This window comes from Stenotrophomonas sp. LARHCG68, assembly GCF_052871705.1.
In genome coordinates, this window is record NZ_JBIXJV010000002.1 from 402,029 (window position 1) to 423,426 (window position 21,398).

At 68.2% G+C, this 21,398-nt stretch carries 22 protein-coding genes and 1 pseudogene; 11 read left to right on the top strand and 12 right to left on the bottom strand.

Annotated features, from left to right (window positions below; translation table 11 throughout):
* Window positions 1–137 precede the first annotated feature (137 nt).
* From ACIPR8_RS09310 to ACIPR8_RS09320, 3 genes and pseudogenes are all read right to left on the bottom strand, one after another.
* Window positions 138–827: pseudogene (locus ACIPR8_RS09310) on the bottom strand (pseudouridine synthase); the annotation flags it as partial.
* A gap of 44 nt (window positions 828–871) precedes the next feature.
* Window positions 872–2,539: a ubiquinone biosynthesis regulatory protein kinase UbiB gene (gene ubiB, locus ACIPR8_RS09315; protein WP_446540840.1), complete on the bottom strand. Its 1,668-nt coding sequence runs from the start codon at window positions 2,537–2,539 to the stop codon at window positions 872–874.
* The gene (locus tag ACIPR8_RS09320) at window positions 2,536–3,186 is read right to left on the bottom strand and encodes a ubiquinone biosynthesis accessory factor UbiJ (protein WP_425603639.1); all 651 of its coding nucleotides are present in this window, start codon (window positions 3,184–3,186) and stop codon (window positions 2,536–2,538) included. The genes ubiB and ACIPR8_RS09320 overlap by 4 nt, the downstream gene beginning before the upstream one ends.
* A gap of 287 nt (window positions 3,187–3,473) precedes the next feature.
* On the opposite strand from ACIPR8_RS09320, the gene ddlA reads away from it, so the two are divergent.
* Window positions 3,474–4,580 carry a D-alanine--D-alanine ligase gene (gene ddlA, locus ACIPR8_RS09325; protein WP_132863671.1) on the top strand — a complete coding sequence of 369 codons (1,107 nt, stop codon included), beginning with the start codon at window positions 3,474–3,476 and terminating at the stop codon, window positions 4,578–4,580.
* Complete coding sequence (locus ACIPR8_RS09330) at window positions 4,577–5,080, top strand: GNAT family N-acetyltransferase (RefSeq protein ID WP_192286979.1); 504 nt, start codon at window positions 4,577–4,579, stop codon at window positions 5,078–5,080. The genes ddlA and ACIPR8_RS09330 overlap by 4 nt, the downstream gene beginning before the upstream one ends.
* 69 nt (window positions 5,081–5,149) lie before the next feature.
* Here ACIPR8_RS09330 and ACIPR8_RS09335 read toward each other — a convergent pair whose 3' ends face one another.
* Both ACIPR8_RS09335 and oleD read right to left on the bottom strand, forming a co-directional pair.
* A complete protein-coding gene (locus tag ACIPR8_RS09335) occupies window positions 5,150–5,305 on the bottom strand; it encodes a DUF1328 domain-containing protein (RefSeq protein ID WP_104940304.1) in 156 nt (51 codons plus the stop codon).
* A gap of 96 nt (window positions 5,306–5,401) precedes the next feature.
* Window positions 5,402–6,388 (bottom strand): 2-alkyl-3-oxoalkanoate reductase, encoded by a 987-nt coding sequence (gene oleD, locus ACIPR8_RS09340; RefSeq protein ID WP_192286980.1) that lies wholly within the window; start codon window positions 6,386–6,388, stop codon window positions 5,402–5,404.
* A 304-nt stretch (window positions 6,389–6,692) separates the two neighbouring features.
* On the opposite strand from oleD, the gene ACIPR8_RS09345 reads away from it, so the two are divergent.
* A complete protein-coding gene (locus ACIPR8_RS09345; protein ID WP_446540841.1) occupies window positions 6,693–7,028 on the top strand; it encodes an endonuclease domain-containing protein in 336 nt (111 codons plus the stop codon).
* 166 nt (window positions 7,029–7,194) lie between these two features.
* Here ACIPR8_RS09345 and oleC read toward each other — a convergent pair whose 3' ends face one another.
* Complete coding sequence (gene oleC / locus ACIPR8_RS09350; RefSeq protein ID WP_446540842.1) at window positions 7,195–8,841, bottom strand: olefin beta-lactone synthetase; 1,647 nt, start codon at window positions 8,839–8,841, stop codon at window positions 7,195–7,197.
* Window positions 8,842–8,945: 104 nt separating this feature from the next.
* Between oleC and ACIPR8_RS09355 the strand changes: the two genes are divergently transcribed.
* Complete coding sequence (locus ACIPR8_RS09355; RefSeq protein WP_132863676.1) at window positions 8,946–9,377, top strand: YkgJ family cysteine cluster protein; 432 nt, start codon at window positions 8,946–8,948, stop codon at window positions 9,375–9,377.
* Window positions 9,378–9,434: 57 nt separating this feature from the next.
* Here the strand turns inward: ACIPR8_RS09355 and ACIPR8_RS09360 are convergent, their stop codons facing one another.
* From ACIPR8_RS09360 to ACIPR8_RS09380, 5 genes are all read right to left on the bottom strand, one after another.
* Window positions 9,435–10,124 carry a phospholipase D-like domain-containing protein gene (locus ACIPR8_RS09360; RefSeq protein WP_132863678.1) on the bottom strand — a complete coding sequence of 230 codons (690 nt, stop codon included), beginning with the start codon at window positions 10,122–10,124 and terminating at the stop codon, window positions 9,435–9,437.
* A 157-nt stretch (window positions 10,125–10,281) separates the two neighbouring features.
* Window positions 10,282–11,175, bottom strand: coding sequence for an alpha/beta fold hydrolase (locus tag ACIPR8_RS09365; protein WP_446540843.1), 894 nt, complete (start codon window positions 11,173–11,175; stop codon window positions 10,282–10,284).
* Between the two features lie 82 nt (window positions 11,176–11,257).
* Window positions 11,258–12,274, bottom strand: coding sequence for a 3-oxoacyl-ACP synthase III (locus ACIPR8_RS09370; RefSeq protein ID WP_132863681.1), 1,017 nt, complete (start codon window positions 12,272–12,274; stop codon window positions 11,258–11,260).
* 119 nt (window positions 12,275–12,393) lie between these two features.
* Window positions 12,394–12,711 (bottom strand): DUF4156 domain-containing protein, encoded by a 318-nt coding sequence (locus tag ACIPR8_RS09375; RefSeq protein ID WP_132863682.1) that lies wholly within the window; start codon window positions 12,709–12,711, stop codon window positions 12,394–12,396.
* Window positions 12,712–12,878: 167 nt separating this feature from the next.
* A complete protein-coding gene (locus tag ACIPR8_RS09380; RefSeq protein WP_446540844.1) occupies window positions 12,879–15,740 on the bottom strand; it encodes a M16 family metallopeptidase in 2,862 nt (953 codons plus the stop codon).
* A gap of 352 nt (window positions 15,741–16,092) precedes the next feature.
* On the opposite strand from ACIPR8_RS09380, the gene ACIPR8_RS09385 reads away from it, so the two are divergent.
* Both ACIPR8_RS09385 and ACIPR8_RS09390 read left to right on the top strand, forming a co-directional pair.
* The gene (locus ACIPR8_RS09385; RefSeq protein WP_192286985.1) at window positions 16,093–16,497 is read left to right on the top strand and encodes a hypothetical protein; all 405 of its coding nucleotides are present in this window, start codon (window positions 16,093–16,095) and stop codon (window positions 16,495–16,497) included.
* Window positions 16,498–16,538: 41 nt separating this feature from the next.
* Window positions 16,539–17,018, top strand: a complete 480-nt coding sequence (locus tag ACIPR8_RS09390; protein ID WP_323438836.1) for a tRNA (cytidine(34)-2'-O)-methyltransferase — start codon at window positions 16,539–16,541, stop codon at window positions 17,016–17,018.
* A 145-nt stretch (window positions 17,019–17,163) separates the two neighbouring features.
* Here ACIPR8_RS09390 and ACIPR8_RS09395 read toward each other — a convergent pair whose 3' ends face one another.
* Window positions 17,164–18,390, bottom strand: coding sequence for a CaiB/BaiF CoA transferase family protein (locus ACIPR8_RS09395; RefSeq protein ID WP_446540845.1), 1,227 nt, complete (start codon window positions 18,388–18,390; stop codon window positions 17,164–17,166).
* 657 nt (window positions 18,391–19,047) lie between these two features.
* Between ACIPR8_RS09395 and ACIPR8_RS09400 the strand changes: the two genes are divergently transcribed.
* The 5 genes from ACIPR8_RS09400 to ACIPR8_RS09420 all read left to right on the top strand — a co-directional run bounded on the left by ACIPR8_RS09400 (window position 19,048) and on the right by ACIPR8_RS09420 (window position 21,372).
* Window positions 19,048–19,788 (top strand): GntR family transcriptional regulator, encoded by a 741-nt coding sequence (locus ACIPR8_RS09400; protein ID WP_446540846.1) that lies wholly within the window; start codon window positions 19,048–19,050, stop codon window positions 19,786–19,788.
* Between the two features lie 196 nt (window positions 19,789–19,984).
* Complete coding sequence (locus ACIPR8_RS09405; RefSeq protein ID WP_446540847.1) at window positions 19,985–20,338, top strand: hypothetical protein; 354 nt, start codon at window positions 19,985–19,987, stop codon at window positions 20,336–20,338.
* Window positions 20,332–20,460, top strand: coding sequence for a hypothetical protein (locus ACIPR8_RS09410; protein ID WP_446540848.1), 129 nt, complete (start codon window positions 20,332–20,334; stop codon window positions 20,458–20,460). The genes ACIPR8_RS09405 and ACIPR8_RS09410 overlap by 7 nt, the downstream gene beginning before the upstream one ends.
* A 144-nt stretch (window positions 20,461–20,604) precedes the next feature.
* Entirely contained in the window at window positions 20,605–20,946 is a 342-nt protein-coding gene (locus ACIPR8_RS09415; RefSeq protein ID WP_446540849.1) for a lysozyme inhibitor LprI family protein, read from the top strand.
* Window positions 20,947–21,000: 54 nt separating this feature from the next.
* Window positions 21,001–21,372, top strand: coding sequence for a bleomycin resistance protein (locus tag ACIPR8_RS09420; protein WP_446540850.1), 372 nt, complete (start codon window positions 21,001–21,003; stop codon window positions 21,370–21,372).
* Window positions 21,373–21,398 lie beyond the last annotated feature (26 nt).

A 21,398-nucleotide genomic window follows, 5' to 3' on the forward strand; every position in this document is an offset into this window, starting at 1 on the left:
CACCCCGCCTCCTCCCTTGGCGATGCCAGGGGAGGAGGCGGGAGCGTGGCGATCACTGTGATCGGACCGACCTGCAGGAACCGTCCCCTCCCTGCGCAGCAGGGCGGGGTGCAGTCGGGGGCAACGGCCCCCTCACCTCACGGCTGCAGCGACCACCCGAACAGGTCCATCGCCTTGCCGAACTCGCGGTCCAGCGGCGCGCTCACGTCCACCCGGCCGCCCTGCGGATGCGGGAACGCCAGCCGCTCGGCGTGCAGCAGCATGCGGTGCACGCCCTGCATGCGGAACGTACGGTTGTGCCGCCCGTCGCCGTGGCTGGTATCGCCGATCAGGTGATGGAACAGGTGCTTGAGGTGCCGGCGGATCTGGCGGAAACGCCCGGTCTGCGGCTGGCAGCGCAGCAAGGCATAGCGCGAGGTCGGGAAGCCGTTCGAGGGAATCGGCAGCTCGCCGGTCAGCAGCTTCTGGAAATGGGTGATGGCCGGCTTCTTGACCGGTTTACCCGGGCCGCCGTCCAGGTCGTGGTCGACGGTGAACGCGTCTTCGGCCGGCCAGCCCCGGCACACCGCCAGGTAATCCTTGCTCACCTCGCCACCCATCAGCGCCTTGCCCAGCGCACTGGCCGTTTCACGATCGAAGGCCAGCAGCAGGCAGCCGCTGGTGGCACGGTCCAGCCGGTGCACCAGGAAGATCGGCTTGCCCAGCTGCGCGCGCAGGCGGTCGGCGAGGAAGTCATCCTCGCCGCGGGCCAGCTTGCTGTCGTGGACCATCAGCCCGGCCGGCTTGTTCACCACCGCCAGCCATTGATCCTCGTACAACAACGGCAACGGCTCGAACACGACCTCCGCATCGGTGGCTTCCATCGCCGCGCTCATCGCCGCAACCAGGCCGATGCCAGCGCCAGCACGCCCACGCCGCCGGTGATCCACGACCACAGCGGCACCGAGGCCAGCAGCGGGCCACCGGTCTGCAGCCCGTACAGCAGCGCCGACACCACCACCAGGCCGACGCCGGTCACCGCGGTGACCACGCGTCGCTGCATGCGGCGCAGGGTCTCGTTGAGGCTGACGATGTCCTGCGAGCGCATCGCCAGCTCGTGCTTGCCCTCCACCTGCTGGCGCAGCCAACTGTGCAGCAGCGCCGGCATGTCCGGGGCCTGGGTCATGATTTCCGGCAGGCGCTTGGCCAGTTCCTTCAGCGCGCGGCGCGGGCTGTAGCGCTCGCGCAGGATGCGTTCGAGCACCGGCTTGGCGACCGCCCAGATATCCAGCTGCGGGTCGAGCTGGCGGCCCACGCCCTCGATGTTGAGCAGGGTCTTCTGCAGCAGGATCAACTGCGGCTGCAGGGTCAGCTGGTAGCGCTGCGCGGTGCGGAACAGCTTGACCAGCACCTCGGCCAGCGAGATCTGCGACAGCGGGCGGGTGAAGTACGGCTCGCACACCGCGCGCACGGCTGCTTCCAGCTCGTCGATGCGCACCGTGGCCGGCATCCACTGCGCCTGCAGGTGCAGCTCGGCGATGCGCCGGTAGTCGCGGTTGAAGATCGCCATGAAGTTCTCGGCGAGGTAGTACTGATCCTCCTCCGAAAGCTGGCCCATGATGCCGAAGTCCAGCGCAATGAAACGCGGGTTGTCGCGGCGCGCCGGGTCGATGTCGACCCAGATGTTGCCGGCGTGCGCATCGGCGTGGAAGAAGTTGTCGCGGAACACCTGCGTATAGAACACGCGCACGCCCTTGGCCGCCAGCGCCTGGCGGTTGATGCCGGCCGCGTCCAGCGCGGCAATGTCATCGGACGGAATACCCCACACCCGCTCCAGCGTGAGCGCGCGTTCGGCGGTGTGCGACCAGATCACCTCCGGCACGTACAGGTCGTCGGAGTTCTCCCAGAACCGGCGCAGCACGCTGGCATTGGCGCCTTCGCGCTGCAGGTCCAGCTCGGCGGCCAGGGTGGTCTCGATCTCGGCCACCACTTCGCGCGGGCGGATCTTGTCCGCACGCGGATGGGTGCGCTCGACCAGCGCGGCCAGCGACTTGAGCAGGGCGATGTCACCGGCGATCTGCTGCTCGATGTCCGGGCGCAACACCTTGACCACCACCTGGCGGCCACCGTCCAGCGTCGCGGCATGCACCTGCGCGATCGAGGCCGAGGCCAGCGGCGTGGTATCGAAGCTGGCGAACGCCTCGGTGATCGGCAGGCCCAGTGCCTGTTCGACGAGCTGCAACGCGCGTTCCCCGTCGAACGGCTTGACCCGGTCCTGCAGCAGGGTCAGTTCGGCGGCCACGTCCGGCGGCACCAGGTCGCGGCGGGTGGACAGGATCTGCCCGAACTTGACGAAGATCGGCCCCAGCTCCTGCAGCGCCAGGCGCAGCCGTGCGCCACGCGAGAGCGAGGCGATGTCGGCACTGGCGCGCGGCACGAACGGCTTGGCCAGGCGCAGCCAGCGCTCCACCGGGGTGCCATCGAGCAGCGCGTCCAGGCGGTAGCGCAGGATCACCCGGCCGATGCGGCTGGCGCGGAACATCGCGCGGGTCGCCTTCATGCGGCACCTCCCAGGCGCTGGCGCAGCCGCGCCACGCGCACGCCCAGGCGCTCGACGTCGTCGCGTATCACATCCACGTCGTCGTGGAAGGCCTCCAGCTCGGCGCGCGGCACCACGTCACGCGACTCCTCGGTGACGTATTCGGCCGCGCTTTCGGCCAGGTCCCTTGCACTGCGCCGCGCCTGCACCAGCGCCGCGCGCAGGGTCTGCGCGATCTGTACGCCCAGCACCTCGCCGAACGCCTTGACGAAGGGCTGCTGCCAATCCGGATCGAAACGGCTGGCCAGCTGCTGCAGCCGGCGCGCCAATTCAGCATCACCGGACACCTTCACCCGCCCGGCCGGCGCGCTGTTGCCGCGCCGTGCATTGGCCAGGAACGGCAATTGCGCCAGCACGCCGCCCAGCGTGCTGCGCACGGCCAGGTCGGCCTCCTGCGCGGGATCGACCGGGCCCACGGTCAGGCGCTGCCCGCTGACGCCGATCTGCATCGCCAGTGCCGGCGATTCCAGGGTCAGGGCGATGCGTTGCCCGTCCAGCGTGGCCAGCGCACTGCGGGTATCCGGGTCCAGGGCCAGCGCACGGTTGAGCGCCACTTCCAGCGCTCGCCCGGCCAGCGGCTTGATGACATTGAAGGGGGATGGAGACATGCCGGGCATTCTACCGAAGCAGGCAACCGGGAATGGCCGTGGTCGGGGACCGGGAACGCGGGGGCGCATGCGGCCGGCGGCGCGGGGGGTGTTTGGCTGAATGTCACCTTTCCAGACACACCGGTGCTTTTTTGCCGTGGAACGGCAACGGGCGCGGGAGCGCGTGAAACCGCCCTGCCCGTCCCTGCTCGCCCGCTCCCCGCAAGAACATTTCCTGTTCCCCCTGCCCCTTTCCCTGCTTCATGCTATGCATACCCCTCACAGGCATTCGGCAGGAGCAACAGGCAATGGGCAAGACCCGGGTAGGCATCATCTTCGGCGGTCGTTCGGCCGAACACGAGGTCTCGCTGCAGTCGGCGAAGAACATCCTCGACGCGCTGGACAAGGAGCGGTTCGATGTCAGCCTGATCGGCATCGACAAGCAGGGCCATTGGCACGTCAGCGACCCGCAGCAGTTCCTGCTCAACGCCAACGACCCGGCGCGGATCGCGCTGAACCGTTCCGGCAATGCCGTGGCGGTGCTTCCGGGCCGCGAGCAGGCGCAGCTGGTGCCCAGCGACCCGGCCTCGGCGCTGCAGCAGATCGACGTGGTGTTCCCGATCGTGCACGGCACCCTGGGCGAGGATGGCTCGCTGCAGGGCCTGCTGCGCATGGCCAACCTGCCGTTCGTCGGCTCCGGCGTGCTGGGCTCGGCCGCGGCGATGGACAAGGACGTGACCAAGCGCCTGCTGCGCGACGCCGGCCTGGCCGTCGCCCCGTTTGCCTGCTTCAACCGCAGCACCGCCGCCGGCGCCGACTACGCCACGCTGGTCGCGCAACTGGGCACGCCGCTGTTCGTCAAGCCCGCCAACCAGGGCTCGTCGGTCGGCGTGAGCAAGGTGCGCAATGCCGGAGAGTTCGCCACCGCCATGGCGCTGGCGCTGTCCTTCGACCACAAGGTGCTGGTGGAATCGGCCATCGTCGGCCGCGAGATCGAATGCGCGGTGCTCGGCAACGACCACCCCGAGGCCAGTGTCTGCGGCGAAGTGGTGGTGCACGACGACTTCTACGCCTATGACACCAAGTACATCAGCGCCAACGGCGCCGAAACGGTGATCCCGGCCGACATCAGCGACGACGCCCAGCAGCGTATCCGCCAGATCGCCATCCGCGCCTACCAGGCGCTGGAGTGCGCCGGCATGGCGCGCGTGGACGTGTTCCTCACCGAGGCCGGCGAGGTGGTCATCAACGAGATCAACACCCTGCCCGGCTTCACCCGGATCAGCATGTATCCCAAGCTGTGGGGCGCCTCCGGCCTGGATTACACCGCGCTGATCACCCGCCTGGTCGAGCTGGCGCTGGAGCGCCATGCCGCCGACAAGGCGCTGTCCAGCTCGATCACCTCCACGCCATGAACCCAGCGCCCGCCGCCGGTGACGCGCCCCGCGCGATCACCGGCGACGACCTGCCGGCACTGCTGGCGTTGAACAACGCCCACGCGCAGGAGCTGTCCTGGCAGGAGCCGGCGGCCTTCGCACGGCTGCTGCGGCAGGCGTTCTTCGCCCGCACCTGCGCCGATGCGCAGGCGCTGCTGATCGCGCTGGACCAGGACGCCGACTACGACAACCCCAACTTCGCCTGGCTGTCGGCGCGCTACCGGCGCTTCGTCTACATCGACCGCGTGGTGGTCGACGCGCGGGCGCGCGGCAAGGGGCTGGCACGGCAGCTGTACGCCGCGTTGGCCGCGCACGCACGCCTGCATGGCCATGATTGCCTGGTCTGCGAGATCAACGCCGATCCGCCCAATCCCGCTTCCGTGGCCTTCCACCAGCAGCTCGGCTTCAGGCCGGTGGGCGAAGCCCGCCTGGACAATGGCAAGACGGTGACCTACTTCGCGTGCCCGCTCGCGCCCTGACCGGCGCCCGGCGGCAAACGCAACGGCCCGCCCGGGGACACCCGGGCGGGCCGTTGTGGTTCAAGCGGTTCAGCCCTTCTTGCGGAACAGCGAGATCACCGCAAGGATCAGGAACACCACGAACAGGATCCAGGCGATGTTGCTCGCCGCACCGGCGATGCCACTGAAGCCCAGCAACGCGGCGATGATGGCGATCACGAAGAAGACGACGGCGTAATGAAGCATGGCGACCTCCTGTATATGAAAACAGGGTCCATGCTGGACAAGACGCGGTGGTCAGACGGTGATGGGGGCGTGAGCGCCGGATGACGACCCTGCGCTTCAGCGACCGGCCGCCAGGCGGCGCAGCCCTTCGGCGATGCTCACCTGCGGGACATAGCCGAAATCGCGGCGCGCCGGTTCCATCGAATACCAATGCGGCGTGCACAGCTGTTCGGCCAGGAAGCGCGTCATCGGCGGCTCGCCGCGCAGCCGCAGCAGCGGCCACAGCCGCTCGCACACCGCGCCGATGCGGTAGGCGGTCTTGAACGAAACGGTCTTGGTCACCGGCGGCGCATCGACCGCGGCCAGCAGCTTGTTGAGCAGCACGCGCATCTCCAGCGGCTCACCGTTGGAGATGAAGTAGGCCTTGCCGGCGCAGGCCGCGCCGACCACCAGGTGATCGAAGGCATCGAAGTGCGCCTGCGCGGCGTTGTCGATGAACGTGGTATCGACCTTGTTGCTGCCGTCGCCCACGAAGCGCAACCGGCCGGCGCGGGCACGCTCGGCCAGGCGCGGCACCAACTGGTTGTCACCCGGGCCCCAGATCAGGCGCGGACGCAATGCCACGGTGGCCAGCTCGGCACCGTTGGCGGCCAGCACTTCCTGCTCGGCGAGGGTCTTGGTGGCCGCATAGGGTGCCTGGAAGTCCTCGCCGTAAGGCACTTCATCCGCACCGAGGCCTTCCACCGGATGGGTCGCGCGATGGGTCACGCTGGGCGTGGAGGTGTAGACCAGCCGGCCGATGCCATGCGCGCGGCACGCGGCCAGCACGTTGCGGGTACCGACCACGTTGGCCTGGAAATAGCTGTCATAACTGCCCCAGGCACCGGCCTTGGCGGCGTTGTGGAAGATCGCGTCAACGCCGGCGGCGGCGTGATGCACCGCATTGGCATCGGCCAGGTCACCCCGGATCTGGCCCACGCCGAGCGCCTGCAGCGCCGGGTAATGGCCGCGATTGAAGCTGAGCACCTCATGCCCGCGCTCGACCAGCCCGCGGCACAAGGCCTGCCCCAGGAACCCACCGCCACCGGTGACAAGAATCTTCATCTGTTCGATCGCCTCTGCTGCCGGCCCCTGTGCCGGCTGTTCGGGTTGCAAGTATCGCAGCAGCGGAGGGCCTGGGGTTTTGGGGATCTGGCCGGAACCGCGTTCTCCCCCTCCCCAGCCCTCCCCTTGGCTGCGCCAAAGGGAGAAGGGGTCATGCGGTTCGGTCAGGTCATCGCGAAAGCCACGCTCTTGCCCCCTCCCTTTGGCCTAGCCAAGGGGAGGGTTGGGGAGGGGTAAAGCCCGATACCGCTCCCGATGCGGAGCTGCCAGCGTCAGCCTCCACACCAGGGAAGGGAACCGCGCCATGGATCGACTGCGCGAACACGCACGCCGACTACGCAACCACCCCACCGATGCCGAACGCGCGCTCTGGCAGTTCCTGCGTCGCCGGCAACTGGCAGGTGCACGCTTCCGCAGACAGGCGCCACTGGCCGGTTACATCGTCGATTTCGTCTGCCTGGAGCGGCAGTTGATCATCGAGCTCGATGGCGGACACCACCTGCAGCAAGGCGGTTACGACGCACGTCGGACCGAAGTACTGGAGGCCGTGGGCTACCGCGTGCGGCGCTACTGGAATGATGCGGTGCTCACGCAGACCAGCGATGTGCTTGAGGATGTGCTGCGGGCGTTGGATGCGTAGAGCAGAAACAGAAGCAGAAGCGACCCCTCCCCGGCCCTCCCCTTGGCTGCGCCAAAGGGAGGGGGTGGTTCATGCAGGTCGGTCAGGTCATCGCGAAAGCCACGCTTCTGCCCCCTCCCTTTGGCGCAGCCAAGGGGAGGGCCGGGGAGGGGTCGTGCTTTGGGCCCTAAACCCCCAGCTTCTCCGTCGCCCACACCGCCAGCTTCTCGCGCCCGATCTTGGCGTTATGACGGATATCCACCGGAAAACCCGGATGGCGCAGGAACGTGGCAATCCCGGCCAGCGTCGGCTGCGCCACGGCCAGCGCGCGCAGCTGCGCCTCCACCCCCACGGCATCGGTGCCCGGCAGCACTTCGTAGCACAGCACCGGGACCTGGCTGCCCGGCGCGCCGACACCAACCAGCGCAGTGCGGCGCACGCCGGCGACGGTATTGAACACCGGCTCGACCTGCTCGGTGTACAGCGGGCCCTGCGCGGTTTCCACGCGCTGGGTCTTGCGCCCGCAGAACCACAGGCGGCCCTGCGCGTCGAACCATCCCACGTCGCCCATGCGATGCACGATGCGCTCACCGCCATCGCCGAGCACCTCGCGGATCTTCGCCGCGGCCGTGGCCTGCGGACGATTGAAGTAACTGTCGGTGGTGGTCGGGCCAACCACGGTGATCTCGCCTACTTCGCCAACCGGCAACTCGCGCACCCCGCTCCACTCCGCGATCGGCACGTCGGTGATGGCGATGATGCGCACCTGGTTGGGCGGCACCACACGGCCCACGCAGGTACCGGCACCGGCCTCGGTGGCGCTGCGGGTGTCCTGCAGCTCGCGGCCCTCGATCACCGCCACCGGCAGGCATTCGGTGGCCCCGTACGGCGTCCAGAACTGCGCATGCTCGGGCAGCAGCGCGCGGATCCTGGCCACCGTCTCCGGTGGCACCGGCGCGCCGGCCGAGGTGGCGCGGGTGATCGTCGGCAGCGGCTGGCCGTGTTCGGCCAGCACCCGCATCAACGCCGGTGAGCCGAACAGCTGGGTCACGCCGAAGCGATTGATCGCGTCATGCAGCTTGCGCGGGTCGGCGCTGCCAGGCCGGGTCGGGTCCATGTCCGGGATCACCGAGGTCAGGCCCAGCGCCGGGTCGAACAACGCGAACGGCGGGAAGGTCGGCAGGTCCACGCCACCGGGTTGCATGCCGAAGGCATTGCCCAGCAGCTCCACCTGGCCGACGAAATGGCGATGGCGGTACACCACGCCCTTGGGCACGCCGGTCGAACCACTGGTGAACAGGATCGCGGCCACGTCATCGGGCGCGGTATCAACCAGCTGGCTGCCCTTGCCACTGCCGGCCGCCTCCAGCGCAGCCAGCGTGGTGCCCCCCCAGCCCCAGCGCCGGCCCACTGTGACCAATCGCGTGGCGGACTTCGACCAGCCCAGCAGCAGGCGCGCCAGGTGCGCCAGCGGGATACCGATGAAGGCCTGCGCCTGGGCTTCGTCCAGGCATTGGCGCAACGCACGCCTGTCGATGCCCGGGTCGACCAGCACCGGCACCGCGCCGATCTTGAACAGGGCGAACATCAGCAGGAAGAACGCCGGCCCCGGGCGCACCATCACCACCGTGCGCACGCCGCGACCGATGCCATACGCGGCCAGCCCGGCACCGATCGCATCGCTGCGCGCATCCAGGCGGCGGTAATCCAGGGTCACGTCGTAGGCAGCCATGCCCCCGGGACCGGGTCGGCCCGGACAACGGATGGCGATCTGGTCGGGGCGTTCACGCGCCAGTTCAGGCAGGCGCGCGGCGATATTGCAGTGTTTGTTCATCTTCCTATTGTCGCCGCTGAAGAAAATTCTTGCGCGCGGCCCGGCAGCGTGGAAAATTCCGTGCCTTCCCCATCGCCCCGCTGCCGCCCGAAGGCCGGCTTCCCATGCCCCATCCCTGCCTGACGTGTGGTGCCTGCTGCACCCAGTACCGTGTCGCCTTCCATTGGATGGAATCGGATGAAGTCACCGAAGGCGGCGTGCCGCACCAGCTGACCCAGCGCCTGGACCCGCATCGCCTGTGCATGCAGGGCACGTACTCGGACCCGATCCGCTGCGTGGCGCTGGATTCGGAGATCGGCGTGTACTCGCGCTGCACCATCCATCCCAACCGGCCCAGCGTGTGCCGCGAGGTGGATGCCTCGTGGGAGTACGGCAAGGCCAGCTCGCAGTGCGACCGCGCGCGCATCGCGCATGGCATGGCGCCGCTGACCCTGGCGGACTGGCGCTGGCGCGATGACGCCGACAATGACGACGACCATCCCGACGACAACGGCAACAGCCCCTCCTCGCCACCGAACACGCCGGTCGCCGCCTGAGCTCCCGCCGCCGCGCTTACCCGGGGCTGCCGAGCCGGCAGCCCGCTGCAGGGTGCTTCACAGCGCGGTGTAACGCCCCCACAGGTCCTCGAACTCCTGCGCGAAGCTGCGCACCAGGTTGCGGTCGTTGGTGACCACCAGGTTCTCGTCGTTGTACGAGGTGGCGGTGCGCGTCCAGTTGAAGCTGCCGTTGGCCAGCAGCTTGCCGTCGAACAGCGCGAACTTGTGGTGCATGTGGTACTGGGTGTGGTCCACGTGCACCGCGATGCCGGCCTCGTGCAGGCGACGGATGTCACTGCCATCGTCGTAGAGCTTGTCGTTGTCGCTGACGATGCGCACCTGCACGCCGCGCTTGTGCGCATCGAGGATGACGCTGGTCAGGCGGTCGTCGGAAATGGTGAACACGCAGATGTCCAGACTCTTCTTTGCACTGGTACACAGCCCGCGCAGGCGCTGCATGCAGGCATCCCCCGGCGAGAAGTAGACGCTGCTCAGGGTCTCCGGGACATCAGCGGTGGCATCCAGGGTGCGCACGATCTGCTCGACCCACTTGAGCAGCGGCAGCGCGTCGGCCGGATTGGCTGCGATCTGTTCACGGGCGATGTCGAAGGCCCGGTTGCGCAGGAAACGCACGCGGTCCGGTGGCAGCTCTTCGCCGAGCTCGCGCAGCTCGACCTTTTCCTGCGGGCTGAGCACCCGGTCCTGCACGCTGTCGCGCAACTCACGGTCCAGACTGTCGAAATCCATCCATCGCTCCATGTACGGGTAGGCGGACAGCTTGGCACAGACACGGCCGGCAGGAGGGGCCCCGGCGGCGAAGCCACCGATCGTTCAGCGCCCTGCAGCAACGCGGCGTGGAGACGCGTGCACCCACACGGGCGGCCACGCCGCCACGCCAGGCGCATCAGGCGATCGGGTTGCGCTCCAGGAACGCACGCACGGCCGGCACGATCACCTCGTGCTTGTCTTCCAGCACGTAGTGGTTGGCATCCTCGAACGCGGTCACCTCGGCCTGCGGCAATGCCGCGCGGAAGCCGGCCAGGAAGTGATGGTCGAAGCAGATGTCACGCAGGCCCCAGGCGATGTACACGGGGCGATCGGCGAAGGACGGCAGCGCCGCGGCGGCACGCTCCAGCAGCGACCAGGCCTTGTCGGCCGGCGACAGCGGGATGTCCTGCATGAAGCGGATGGTGGAGATGCGGTTGTCCCAGCTGTCGTACGGGGCCACGTAGGCACGCCGCACGTCGGCCGGCATGCGCCGGCTCACGCCCAGCCAGGACGCACCGGAGGAAAACGCATTGAAGGTGCGGATGAACCACTCGCCCGGCTTCCAGTGCCGGCCCATGGCGATCTGCCACGGCATCGGCTTGGCCGCCGGCAGCGGGAACGACGCGGTATTGGTGATCACCAGGCGCTTGACCTGGGCATGGTGCGACAGTGCCCAGCCGAAGCCGATCATGCCGCCCCAGTCGTGCACGGCCAGGGTCACCGGGCCGGTGATGCCCAGGTGGCGCAGCAGCGCATCCAGGTCATCCACGCGCGACTGCAGGGTGTAGTCGTAGCGGCTGTCGTCCGGCTTGTCGGACAGGCCCATGCCGATGTGGTCCGGCACGATGCAGCGGTATTTGTCGCTCAGCCCGTTGACCAGGTGCCGCCACAGGTAGCTCCACGACGGGTTGCCGTGCAGCATCACCACCACCTCGCCATCGCGCGGGCCCTCGTCGATGTAGTTCATCGACAAGCCGGGGCGTACTTCGAAACGGTGGGTACTGCTGGGGTAGCCGGGGAACGTGCTCATCGGGTCACACCTGCGAAAAAGGCCGGCAGAACCGGCCCCGTGATCAAAGCCCTTCTCCCCTCCGGGAGAAGGGAAAAGCGCGTTACCAGACCACCTCGGCCATCGTGCAGTTCAGGCCCGAGCCAATGCCCATCAGCGCGACGCGGTCGCCCTTCTTGAGCTTGCCGAGCTGGCGCAGCTTGCTCAGCACGATCGGCACCGAGGCCGGGCCGATGTTGCCGTGCTCGCCGAAGATGGTCATCACCTTCTTCGGGTCGATGCCGAAGGCCTTGATGAAGGCGTTGGTATGCGGCTGGCTGACCTGGTGGATGACGAACTGGTCGATCTCCTCCACGGCCCAGCCCAGCGCGATGCGGGTGGCCTCGAAGGTCTTGGTGGCCAGCTTGATGCCTTCGATCAGCAGCAGGCGGGTATCGGTGACCATGCGGTCCAGGTTGCCCACGCACAGCTTGTTCCACTGGTTGGCCGCGCGGGTCACCCCGCCCTTGTAGCGCGGTGCGTCCGGCACCAGCTCCGAGCGTGCCAGCACCATGGCGGCGGCACCGGAACCGGTGGTCAGCGCGGCCACTTCGTCGCGCAGCTGCTGGGCGGTGATGTCCGGGGACATCATGCGCTCGAGCGTCTTCTCGTAGACCAGGTTGGAGGTCTCGCCGTCGACGATCAACGCGTAGTCGATGTCACCGCGCTCAAGCATGCGCGCGGCCACGTCCATGCCGTTGATGAAGGCCAGGCAGGCGTTGGCGATGTCGAAGGTGACGCAGTCCTCGCCGATGCCCAGGTTGCCGGACACGATCGAGGCGGTGGACGGCTCCAGGTAGTCACGGCTGACCGAGGTATTGACCAGCAGGCCCACCTTGTCGGCGGTGATGCCGGCGTCTTCCAGTGCCTTCTGGCCGGCCATGGTGGCCGCGTCCGAAGCCTGCGTACCCTGGTCCCACAGGCGCCGTGCGTGGATGCCCGCGATGTCGCCAAGCACGTCGGCACGAATCCCCAGGCGCTCCAGCGTGGGCTGGAGACGCTCGTTGATTTCCTTGGAGGTCAGCGTATGCGGCGCATCAATATGCGCCAGTCCCGCGATCGAGACATTCTGGAAAGGCATCGGAAAGCGCCAAGACTCAGGCGAAGGGGGCGCTATTCTAGCGTCTGCGCCTTTTTACCGCATCTTTACAAATTCCGGCCCCGGCGTATGGAGTCGCCAGGGCCGCGGCTACCCCCTGCTCAGCGCGGCGGGCACTGGTAGGCGGCGAAGCGCTGGCTGCCATCGGCCGGCTGGCTGGTGGCCTGCACCGCGTTGGCGCCGGCGCTGGGGGCCTCGTTGCGGGCCAGGGTTTCCAGCTCTTCCTGCACGCGCAGCGGGTTGCGGTTGTAGAAGCCCACCTTGTTCTTGACCGAGACCACGATCTCGCCCTTGTTGATGCAGCCCGGCGCCACCGGGCCGGCCGGCAGCACGCGCGTGGCCTTGCCGCTGGACTCGATCGGCACCCAGGTGCAGGCGGCGGTGCTGGCGATGAGGACGGACAGAAGCAGGACGCGCATGGACTATTCCTTGTGAAGTGCAGAACGGATTGTGCCGTCAATGGATGAACGCGTCATGATCCCGGACGCGGGGGGCGGCCCTTACCCCACCCCCTCCCCCGCGGGCGGGAGAGGGGCCTGTTTCTCCTTGCCTGCCCGCTCCCGCACGCGGGAGCGGGCGCTGCGGCTTACTTGGCCTTGGCCACCGGCTTGCCGTCGGCATCGATCACGGTCACCTCGCCCAGCTTGAGCGCACGAACCGGGGCCTCGATCTTGGACAGGTCGCCGACGATCACCCAGGTCAGGGCGTTCGGGTCGATTGCCTTGGCCGCGTCCCTGGCCTGCGCCGGGGTGAAGTTGGCCACCTGCTCGTTGCGCACCTGCACCCAGTTGTCCGGGCGCCCGTAGCGGACGATGCCACCAATGGTGCCCATCACCGCCTGCGCGGTTTCATAGGCACCGGGCTGGCTGCGCAGGTCGTTGTCGACCACCTTGGTCACTTCGGCCTGGGTGGCCGGCACCTTGCCGGTGCCGTACTCGGCGATCTCGCGCAGCATCTCGGCGGCCGATTCGGCGGTCTTGTCGATCTGCACCGGGGCAATGCCCAGGAACGGGCGCTGGCCCTGCGCCGAAGTGATCACTGTGCGGGCCCCGTAGGACCAGTGCTTGTCTTCGCGCAGGTTCATGTTCAGGCGCGAGGTGAACGAGCCGCCCAGCACTTCGTTGGACATCTCCAGCTGCACCGCACCCGGGTCACGGGTGGAGGGCATCAGCTCGCCGGCATAGATGTTGGCCTGCACCGCGCCGGGCTGGTCGATCAGGAACACGCGCGGCGCGGTCGGGCGTGCCACCTGGGCCACGTCCACCTTCGCCGGTGCGGCACCCTCGCCCTTCCAGTCGCCGAAGTGCTTGTCCAGCACCGGCACGATCTCCGCCAGCGTGGTGTCGCCGACCACGATCACCGTGGCCTGCTCCGGGCGCAGCCACTGCTTCTGGTAGTTGAGCAGGTCCTGGCGGCTGATCGCCGCGACCGAGGCTTCGGTGCCGCTGCCGGTGAACGGCATGCCGTACGGATGGTCGGCGCCGTACAGCAGCGGCGGCAGCACGCGCAGCGCGGCGGTCTGCGGACGCGCCTTCTCCTGGGCAATCCCGGACAGCCACTGGCCCTTGACGCGGTCGATCTCGGCCTGGTCGAAGCGCGGCGTGCGCAGCATGTTGGCGAACAGCTGCACCGACGCGTCCAGGTTCTCGGTCAGCGCCGACAGGTAGGCGTTGGAACCGTCCAGCGCGGCACCGGCACTGAGCTGCGCGCCCAGGTCCTCGGCACGGGCCTTGAACGCCAGCGAGTTCAGTTCACCCGAGCCCTCGTCGAGCATCTGGCTGGCGAAGTTGGCCGTGCCCAGCTTGCCGCCGTGGTCACTGGAGTAGCCACCGGCGAACTCGTAGCTGATGTTCACCACCGGGGTGTCATGGCGCTCGGCCAGGATCACCTTGCTGCCGTTCTTCAGGGTGGCGTGCTGCAGCGCCGGGAAGACCAGCTGCGGGAAGCTGTCCACGCCCGGCACGCCGGCCTTGCGGTCGACGTTGCTGGCGGTGGTGGTGTACCTGGCATCCACCGCCGGCAACTGGAACGGCGCCGGCTTGGCCGAGGCCTCCTCGACCAGCGGCTTGCGCTCGCCCGGCTTGACCACGAAGGTGTGGCTCGGGTTGCCCAGCCACTTGGCGGTGGCCGCACGCACCGTCGCCGGCGTGGCGCTGGCCACGGTGGCCAGCGACTCGCGGAAGCAGGCCGGGTTGCCGGTGAAGGTGGCGCAGGAAGCCAGCGCGTCGGCCTTGCCGCCGAAGCCACCGATGCGCTCGATGCCGCGGATGAAGCCCGCACGGTAATCGGTCTGGGCGCGGGCCAGTTCCTCGGCGGTCGGGCCGTCCTTGATCAGGCGCTGCAGCTCCTCGTCGATCACCGCCTCGACCCTGGCCGGGTCCACGCCCTGCTTGACCAGCGCGCGGATCGAGAAGTTGCCGGCCAGCTGCGAGCCGTAGTTGCTGGTGCTGACGCTGTCCACCAGCTTGTCGCGGTGGACCAGGCGCTCGTCCAGGCGCGAGCTGGCGCTGCCGCCAAGCACCTGCGAGGTCAGGTCGAGCAGGTCGGCGTCCTTGTCGCCGACCTGCGGCACGTTCCACATGCGCTGCACCAGCACCTGCGGGACCTTGTCCTCCAGCTCGGTGCGGCCGTTCTGCGCGAGCACCGCCACGTCCACCTTGGGCTGGGACATGGTCGGGGTGGCCGGGATGTCGCCGAAGTAGCGGGCGACCTTTTCCCGGGCGGTGGCCACGTCGATGTCGCCGGCCAGCACCAGCACCGTGTTGTTCGGGCCGTACCAGGTGCGGAACCACGTCTTCACGTCTTCCAGCGAAGCCGCGTTGAGGTCGTTCATCGAACCAATGGTGGTGTGGTGGTACGGGTGGCCCACCGGGAACATCGTGCGCGAGACGACTTCGCGCAGCTGGCCATAGGGCTGGTTCTCGCCCTGGCGCTTTTCGTTCTGGACCACGCCGCGCTGTTCGTCCAGGGTCTTCTGGTCGATGGCGCCGAGCAGGTGGCCCATGCGGTCGGACTCCATCCACAACGCCATGTCCAGCGCGGTGGTCGGGATGTTCTCGAAGTAGTTGGTACGGTCGGTGTTGGTGGTGCCGTTCATGTCGGTGGCACCGGCCGCCTCGAACGGCGTGAAGTATTCGCCCGGCGCGTTTTCGCTGCCGTTGAACATCAGGTGCTCGAACAGGTGGGCGAAGCCGCTGCGGCCAGCCGGCTCGTCCTTGCTGCCCACGTGGTACCAGAGGTTGACCGCCACGATCGGCGCCTTGCGATCGGTGTGCACCAGCACGCGCAGCCCGTTGGGCAGGGTGAACTCGTCGTAGGGGATGTCGACGGTGGCTGCGGCGGTCACCGATTTGGTCTTGGCCTGCGCCGGCAACGGCGTGCCGACGAATCCTCCGAGGGCAGCACTCAGCGCGAGGGTCAACAGGGCGGTACGGGGTGCAGCGTTCATTCCACTTTCCTTGGGCATGAAGTGAGCGCCGATCCTAACCGTCCTGCGCCTTCCACCGCATACGCCAAGCGTCATGGCCGCCCGTCAACGGCGGCCGGTGTCCGCGGACAACCCCTGCGCACACCCAGTGTCCGGACAGCGGACACTTTCAGAATCAGAAACATCCTTTCAATTCAACAAGATGCAGTTGGCACGCGTCCTGCGTACTCCTGAGTGCGTCCAGATCAACCCCAAAGCAACATGACTGGATGCTGAATAAACCTCGGGAAGTTGAAAAAGTTCTTGCATCCCGATATTTGGTGTACTACTTTACTACCACACCGCTGTTCACACACACCACACAGGTATCGCCATGAACGCCAAGTCCCTCGCCTTCGCCATCGCCCTCGTTGCCGGCACCGGGTTTGCCTCCGCGGTGCACGCTTCGGACATCACCACCCTGGAGACCGTGCAGGTCCGCCCGTCGGCCGACCAGATCGCCCAGGCCACCCATGAAGCCAACAGCAGCATCCCGACCCTGGCCGCCGTGCAGGTGCGCCCGACCGTCGGCCAGATCGTCGAGCTGATGGCAGAACAGGCCGCCTCGCGCCTGGCCGCCAACACCCCGGTGGCCATCGGTGCCAACGTTGGCCAGTGGATCGTCTCGCTGCCGGCCGTCAACGTCCGCCCGGACCTGGAGCAGGTGCAGGCCAAGGCCGTGGAAATGGCTGCCGGCGCGGTCGAAGGCGTGGTCGTGCAGAGCGTGATCGCCAAGTAAGCCCACGCCCTGCGGGAGGCACCGCGGCGTAAACTTCGCCGATGACTTCCGCACCCGTTTTCGATGTCCTGCTGTACCAGCCCGAGATCCCGCCCAACACGGGCAACGTGATCCGGCTATGCGCCAATACCGGCGCGCGGCTGCACCTGATCGAGCCGTTGGGCTTCGACCTCAGTGACAAGCAGCTCAAGCGCGCCGGCCTGGATTACCACGAGTACGCGCAGATGCAGGTCCACCCGGACCTGGACACCGCGTTGGCGCGCATCGCGCCCAAACGCCTGTTCGCCATGAGCACCCGCGCCAGCGTGCGCTACGACAGCGTGTCCTTCGCCGACGGTGATGCCTTCCTGTTCGGTCCGGAAACCCGTGGCCTGCCGCAGGAAGTACTCGATGCCCTGCCCGACGGCCGCCGCCTGCGCCTGCCGATGCAACCGAACAACCGCAGCCTGAACCTGTCCAACTCGGTCGCCGTGGTGGTGTTCGAGGCGTGGCGCCAGCACGGCTTCCCGGGCGGCGCGTAAACGCGCCCAATCCCTGCCCTGTGCCTGCGGCGCAAGGGAGGGGGTCTTCTGCGCGAGCGGATCGTTCGCAGCAAAACCCGTTTCCGCTCCCTCCCTTTGGCTTAGCCAAGGGGAGGGTTGGGGAGGGATAGCTTCAACCCACAGACTACCCGCCGATCACGCCCTGCCCGCGCAGCCGCTGCAGCTGCGCTTCACCCATGGCCAGCACCTCTCCCAGCACCTGCGTGGTGTGCTGCCCCAGCAGTGGCGCGGCCTGCGTGTACTGCAACGGCGTGGCCGAGAACTTCAGCGGGTTGCGTACCATCGCCACCGTGCCGCCCGTGGCATGCGGCACATCGATGCGCAGGCCGCGGGCCTGCACCTGCGGGTCGTCGAACACCTGGTCGATGCGGTTGACCGGATTGGCCGGCACCACGGCGGCCTCCAGCGCGGCCAGCCACGCGGCGGCCGGCCGCGTCCGCAGCCGCTGCTGCAGGTGGGGCACCAGCTCGGCACGGTGGGCGACACGGGCACGGTTGGTGGCATAGCGCGGATCAACGGCCAGTTGCGCCTCACCGATCACCTCGCAGAACCGCGCGAACTGCGCGTCGTTGCCGACGGCGAGCATGAAGTACCCGTCCGCGGCCGGCATCACCTGGTACGGCACGATGTTGGGATGCGCGGTGCCCTGCCGGTCCGGCACCAGACCACCCACCAGGTAATTCGAAGCCTGGTTGGCCAGCCAGGCCACCTGTGTATCCAGCAATGCCAGGTCGATCTGCTGGCCCCGGCCGGTGCGCTCGGCATGGCGCAACGCGGCCAGGATGGCGGTGGCCGCATACATGCCGGTCATCAGGTCGGTGGCCGCGACGCCCACCTTCTGCGGGCCGGCGCCGGGCGCGCCATCCGGCTCGCCGGTGACGCTCATCAGCCCGCCGATGGCCTGGATGGCGGCGTCATAGCCGGCGCGCTGCGCGTACGGACCGTCCTGGCCATAGCCGGTGATCGAGCAGTACACCAGCTTCGGGTTGATCGCCAGCAGGCTGGCAGCGTCCAGCCCGTACTTCGCCAGGCCACCGACCTTGTAGTTTTCCACCAGCACGTCGCAGCGCCCGACCAGTGCATGGACCAGCGCCTGCCCTTCGGTGGTGGTGAAGTCGATGGCCAGCGAGCGCTTGCCACGGTTGGCGCACAGGTAATACGCCGACTCGGCGGTGTCGTTGCCCTGGCCATCCTTCAGGTAGGGCGGCCCCCAACCGCGGGTGTCGTCGCCCACGCCGGGGCGTTCGACCTTGATCACGTCGGCGCCGAAATCGGCCAGCACCTGCGTGCACCACGGGCCGGCCAGGATGCGCGACAGGTCAAGGACACGGACACCTTCAAGCAACGTCATTTCAGCCACCCTGCAGCACGGACTCGGGGAAGGCGCCACCACCGCGGCGCGTCACACATGGTAGCGGGCTGCCGGGCTGCTTCCGGCCAGCCGAGGGCAAGCGCACCGCGCCGGGCTTCGGGTATCCTGCGCGGCCCACGCATGCCCGCCAGCGCCTGAAGGCCGCCCGCCAGCCATTGCGTGTGTCCCGTCACCGCACGCCGGCACCGTCGCCACAGGTGTCACCTCGCGTGCACGGGTATGGCAGGTGCCGGCCGCGCGCAACATTCCGTTTCGTGCCGCACGCGCTGCCGGTGATCATTCCACCGGTGGTCCAATCCACTGGCTGACAGCGGTGGACGTCGCACAAGCGTCACGTCATTGGGACAAGCGGGCAGCGCAAGCGCAGGCACGGGCCTGCAGGCAGGCAACGTGAGGTCATGCCGGTGCTCGCCAACCCACGCCCGGCCACGGCATCATTGCCGTCCCCACCCAACGCGATGCGGCTTCCGGCAACGGCGATCACGGCGTGGTTGGATGCGGACAGCAGCGCCGGCCAACCCCGGCCATCCCACGCACGCCGCTGCCCTGGCCTTCCGGGCCGTCATGGGACATCGCAGGGGCCTGGACGTTGCGGGCAGGAGCCTTCGCAATGACGTTGAACAAGGATCCGTACAGATGACTGGTACCAGACGCAGCAAGCCCCGCTACGCCGAACTCGGCGACCTGCTGCAGGCGGCGATCGAGAAAGGTGACCACCCGGTGGGCACCCTGCTGCCGACCGAACTGGAGCTGTGCGAGCGTTTCAACGTCAGCCGCCATACCGCACGCGCGGCGTTGGCCCAGCTGATCAGCGCCGGGCTGGTGCAGCGCCGTCCGGGCGCGGGCACCCGCGTGATCGCGCAGAACGCAGCCATGCGCTATGAGCAGCAGATCGACACCGTCGACCTGCTGATGCAGTACGGCAACACCGCCCGCCTGAAGGTGCTCGAAGCCGAACGCCTGATCGCCGACCAGGCCATGGCGCAGTACCTGGACATCGCCGAAGGCAAGGACTACCTGCGCCTGCACTGCCTGCGCCTGGAAGAGCACACCCACGTGCCCGGCGCGGTCATCGAGGTGCTGATCCCGATCCGCACCGGCGTGCCCACCGAGCGCTTCCTGGACATCGCCAGCACCGCGCGCACGCTGGCCCGGTTCCTGGAGCCGGGGCGGCTGTCGCGGGTGGAACAGGTGTTCGACGCCACCGCCTTCGACGCCGGTGACGCCAAGCTGCTGGATATCAGGAAACACGAACCGGCGCTGCGCGTGCAACGCCGTTACCGCGACACCCAGGGCCGCCTGCTGCTGATCACCATCAGCCTGCACCCACCGGGACGCTTCGCCTATTCGATGGTGCTCTCACGCAGCCATCGTTGAACGGCCCTGCGTCGAGCGGATCGTGCCTGGACGCGCCGGCCACATCGATCCTGCAAGGCACACGGCGGTTTCGACACGCCCCGGCGCGCCGGCGATTGACTGCAGGAACGCGCCGCGCGGCCGATATGCAGGCATTGCCCGCTCGCCCGGAAACCGCGCCCGCTGGCGTAATACCCACAACCGCACAGGACACCCCATGAAAGGATTCACCACCGCCATGCTTGTCGCCGCCGCCCTGCTGTCGACCCCCTGCCTGGCCGCGCGCAGCACGCTGATCGACCGCACCTGGGCCCCCGTCAGCGAGAACCACGCCGAACTGGAGCACGACGGCCGCCACTACGTGCTTGATACCTACATCGTGATGTTCCAGCAGCCGTACTACATCCATGTCCGCGCCAAGGACGGGAAGCCGCTGGACGCGGCGGCGCTGGTGGGCATGGCCTCGGACTACATCACGCCGCGCGGCTGCACCGAGCCGCTGCAACGCCGCAGTGACCTGGACCGCTCCAGCGGCGACGGGACGGACGTCGTGCTCGGCTTCCAGTGCTGAGCCCGCGCGGCATCGCCGCCGATCTCATCCTGCACGCCGGGACCACCACGGCCGTCGAGGCCGATGACGGCAGCCTGCCCTGGGACGCGCTCGCCGCGCTGCGGCGGCGCAAAAGCCGATAAGCTTCGGCGCAATGCCCGTGCGCGGGCGCGGTGGCTGCGCCACCGACCCGCCCGCGATTGCATGGCTGCTTCTCCCCGACATCCGGACGTCCAATGCGCCTGCCCTGCCGACTCCTGCTTCTGCTGCTTCCCTGTGCCACGGCCATGGCCGCGCCGGAACACGCCGATTACGACCGCATGTACTCCGACTGCGTGGACCGGGCCGGCACCCTCAACAACGGCGTGGTGGATGCCTGTTCGTCGACCACCTCCGAGCACGTGAAGGCGGAGATGAATGCCCTGTACAAGCGCATCCACGACCGTCTTTCGACGCAGTCGCCCCAGGACGCGGACCGGCTGGAGCAGGCGCAGAAGTCCTGGCTGGTCTACCGCAACACGCATTGCGACCTCGCCGGTGCCTACGTGGGCTCGCCGATGTACGCGTTCTGCCCGATGCAGCTCAACATCGCGCGCGTGGCCGAGCTGCGCGAGCTGGCCGGCGACTGAGCGCATGGCGATGCCGCAACACAGGCCCACCCGCCCACGAAAAGGACCGTCCACATGATGTTCGAATCCGTTTCGCCGATCCTCTCCGTGCATGACCTCGCGCGGTCGCTGGACTTCTACCGGACCACGCTGGGTTTCGATCTTGCCTGGTCCTGGGGCGAGCCCGCCGAGATCGCCGCCGTGTGCCGGGATGCGGTCGAGATCACGCTCACGCAGCGCGCGGAGGCAAAGCCTGCGGGCTCGGCGCACGTCTATCTGGCCGTGACCGACATCGACGCGTACCACGCCACGCTGCAGGCAGCCGGCGTGACGATGGTCGTGCCGATCGGTGACCGCCCCTATGGCATGCGCGATTTCCGCATCGCCGACCCCAGTGGCAATGAACTGAGCTTCGGCCAGGCCATCGCCGGCCTTGGGGACCACTAGCGCGCGTGTCCTGCGGTGATGCCGCC

Bases quoted from the DNA above. Each gene is read 5' to 3' on its own strand.
- ubiB (WP_446540840.1), bottom strand. From the start codon at position 2,539: ATGAAGGCGACCCGCGCGATGTTCCGCGCCAGCCGCATCGGCCGGGTG.
- ACIPR8_RS09320 (WP_425603639.1), bottom strand. From the start codon at position 3,186: ATGTCTCCATCCCCCTTCAATGTCATCAAGCCGCTGGCCGGGCGAGCG.
- ddlA (WP_132863671.1), top strand. From the start codon at position 3,474: ATGGGCAAGACCCGGGTAGGCATCATCTTCGGCGGTCGTTCGGCCGAA.
- ACIPR8_RS09330 (WP_192286979.1), top strand. From the start codon at position 4,577: ATGAACCCAGCGCCCGCCGCCGGTGACGCGCCCCGCGCGATCACCGGC.
- ACIPR8_RS09335 (WP_104940304.1), bottom strand. From the start codon at position 5,305: ATGCTTCATTACGCCGTCGTCTTCTTCGTGATCGCCATCATCGCCGCG.
- oleD (WP_192286980.1), bottom strand. From the start codon at position 6,388: ATGAAGATTCTTGTCACCGGTGGCGGTGGGTTCCTGGGGCAGGCCTTG.
- ACIPR8_RS09345 (WP_446540841.1), top strand. From the start codon at position 6,693: ATGGATCGACTGCGCGAACACGCACGCCGACTACGCAACCACCCCACC.
- oleC (WP_446540842.1), bottom strand. From the start codon at position 8,841: ATGAACAAACACTGCAATATCGCCGCGCGCCTGCCTGAACTGGCGCGT.
- ACIPR8_RS09355 (WP_132863676.1), top strand. From the start codon at position 8,946: ATGCCCCATCCCTGCCTGACGTGTGGTGCCTGCTGCACCCAGTACCGT.
- ACIPR8_RS09360 (WP_132863678.1), bottom strand. From the start codon at position 10,124: ATGGATTTCGACAGTCTGGACCGTGAGTTGCGCGACAGCGTGCAGGAC.
- ACIPR8_RS09365 (WP_446540843.1), bottom strand. From the start codon at position 11,175: ATGAGCACGTTCCCCGGCTACCCCAGCAGTACCCACCGTTTCGAAGTA.
- ACIPR8_RS09370 (WP_132863681.1), bottom strand. From the start codon at position 12,274: ATGCCTTTCCAGAATGTCTCGATCGCGGGACTGGCGCATATTGATGCG.
- ACIPR8_RS09375 (WP_132863682.1), bottom strand. From the start codon at position 12,711: ATGCGCGTCCTGCTTCTGTCCGTCCTCATCGCCAGCACCGCCGCCTGC.
- ACIPR8_RS09380 (WP_446540844.1), bottom strand. From the start codon at position 15,740: ATGAACGCTGCACCCCGTACCGCCCTGTTGACCCTCGCGCTGAGTGCT.
- ACIPR8_RS09385 (WP_192286985.1), top strand. From the start codon at position 16,093: ATGAACGCCAAGTCCCTCGCCTTCGCCATCGCCCTCGTTGCCGGCACC.
- ACIPR8_RS09390 (WP_323438836.1), top strand. From the start codon at position 16,539: ATGACTTCCGCACCCGTTTTCGATGTCCTGCTGTACCAGCCCGAGATC.
- ACIPR8_RS09395 (WP_446540845.1), bottom strand. From the start codon at position 18,390: ATGACGTTGCTTGAAGGTGTCCGTGTCCTTGACCTGTCGCGCATCCTG.
- ACIPR8_RS09400 (WP_446540846.1), top strand. From the start codon at position 19,048: ATGACTGGTACCAGACGCAGCAAGCCCCGCTACGCCGAACTCGGCGAC.
- ACIPR8_RS09405 (WP_446540847.1), top strand. From the start codon at position 19,985: ATGAAAGGATTCACCACCGCCATGCTTGTCGCCGCCGCCCTGCTGTCG.
- ACIPR8_RS09415 (WP_446540849.1), top strand. From the start codon at position 20,605: ATGGCCGCGCCGGAACACGCCGATTACGACCGCATGTACTCCGACTGC.
- ACIPR8_RS09420 (WP_446540850.1), top strand. From the start codon at position 21,001: ATGATGTTCGAATCCGTTTCGCCGATCCTCTCCGTGCATGACCTCGCG.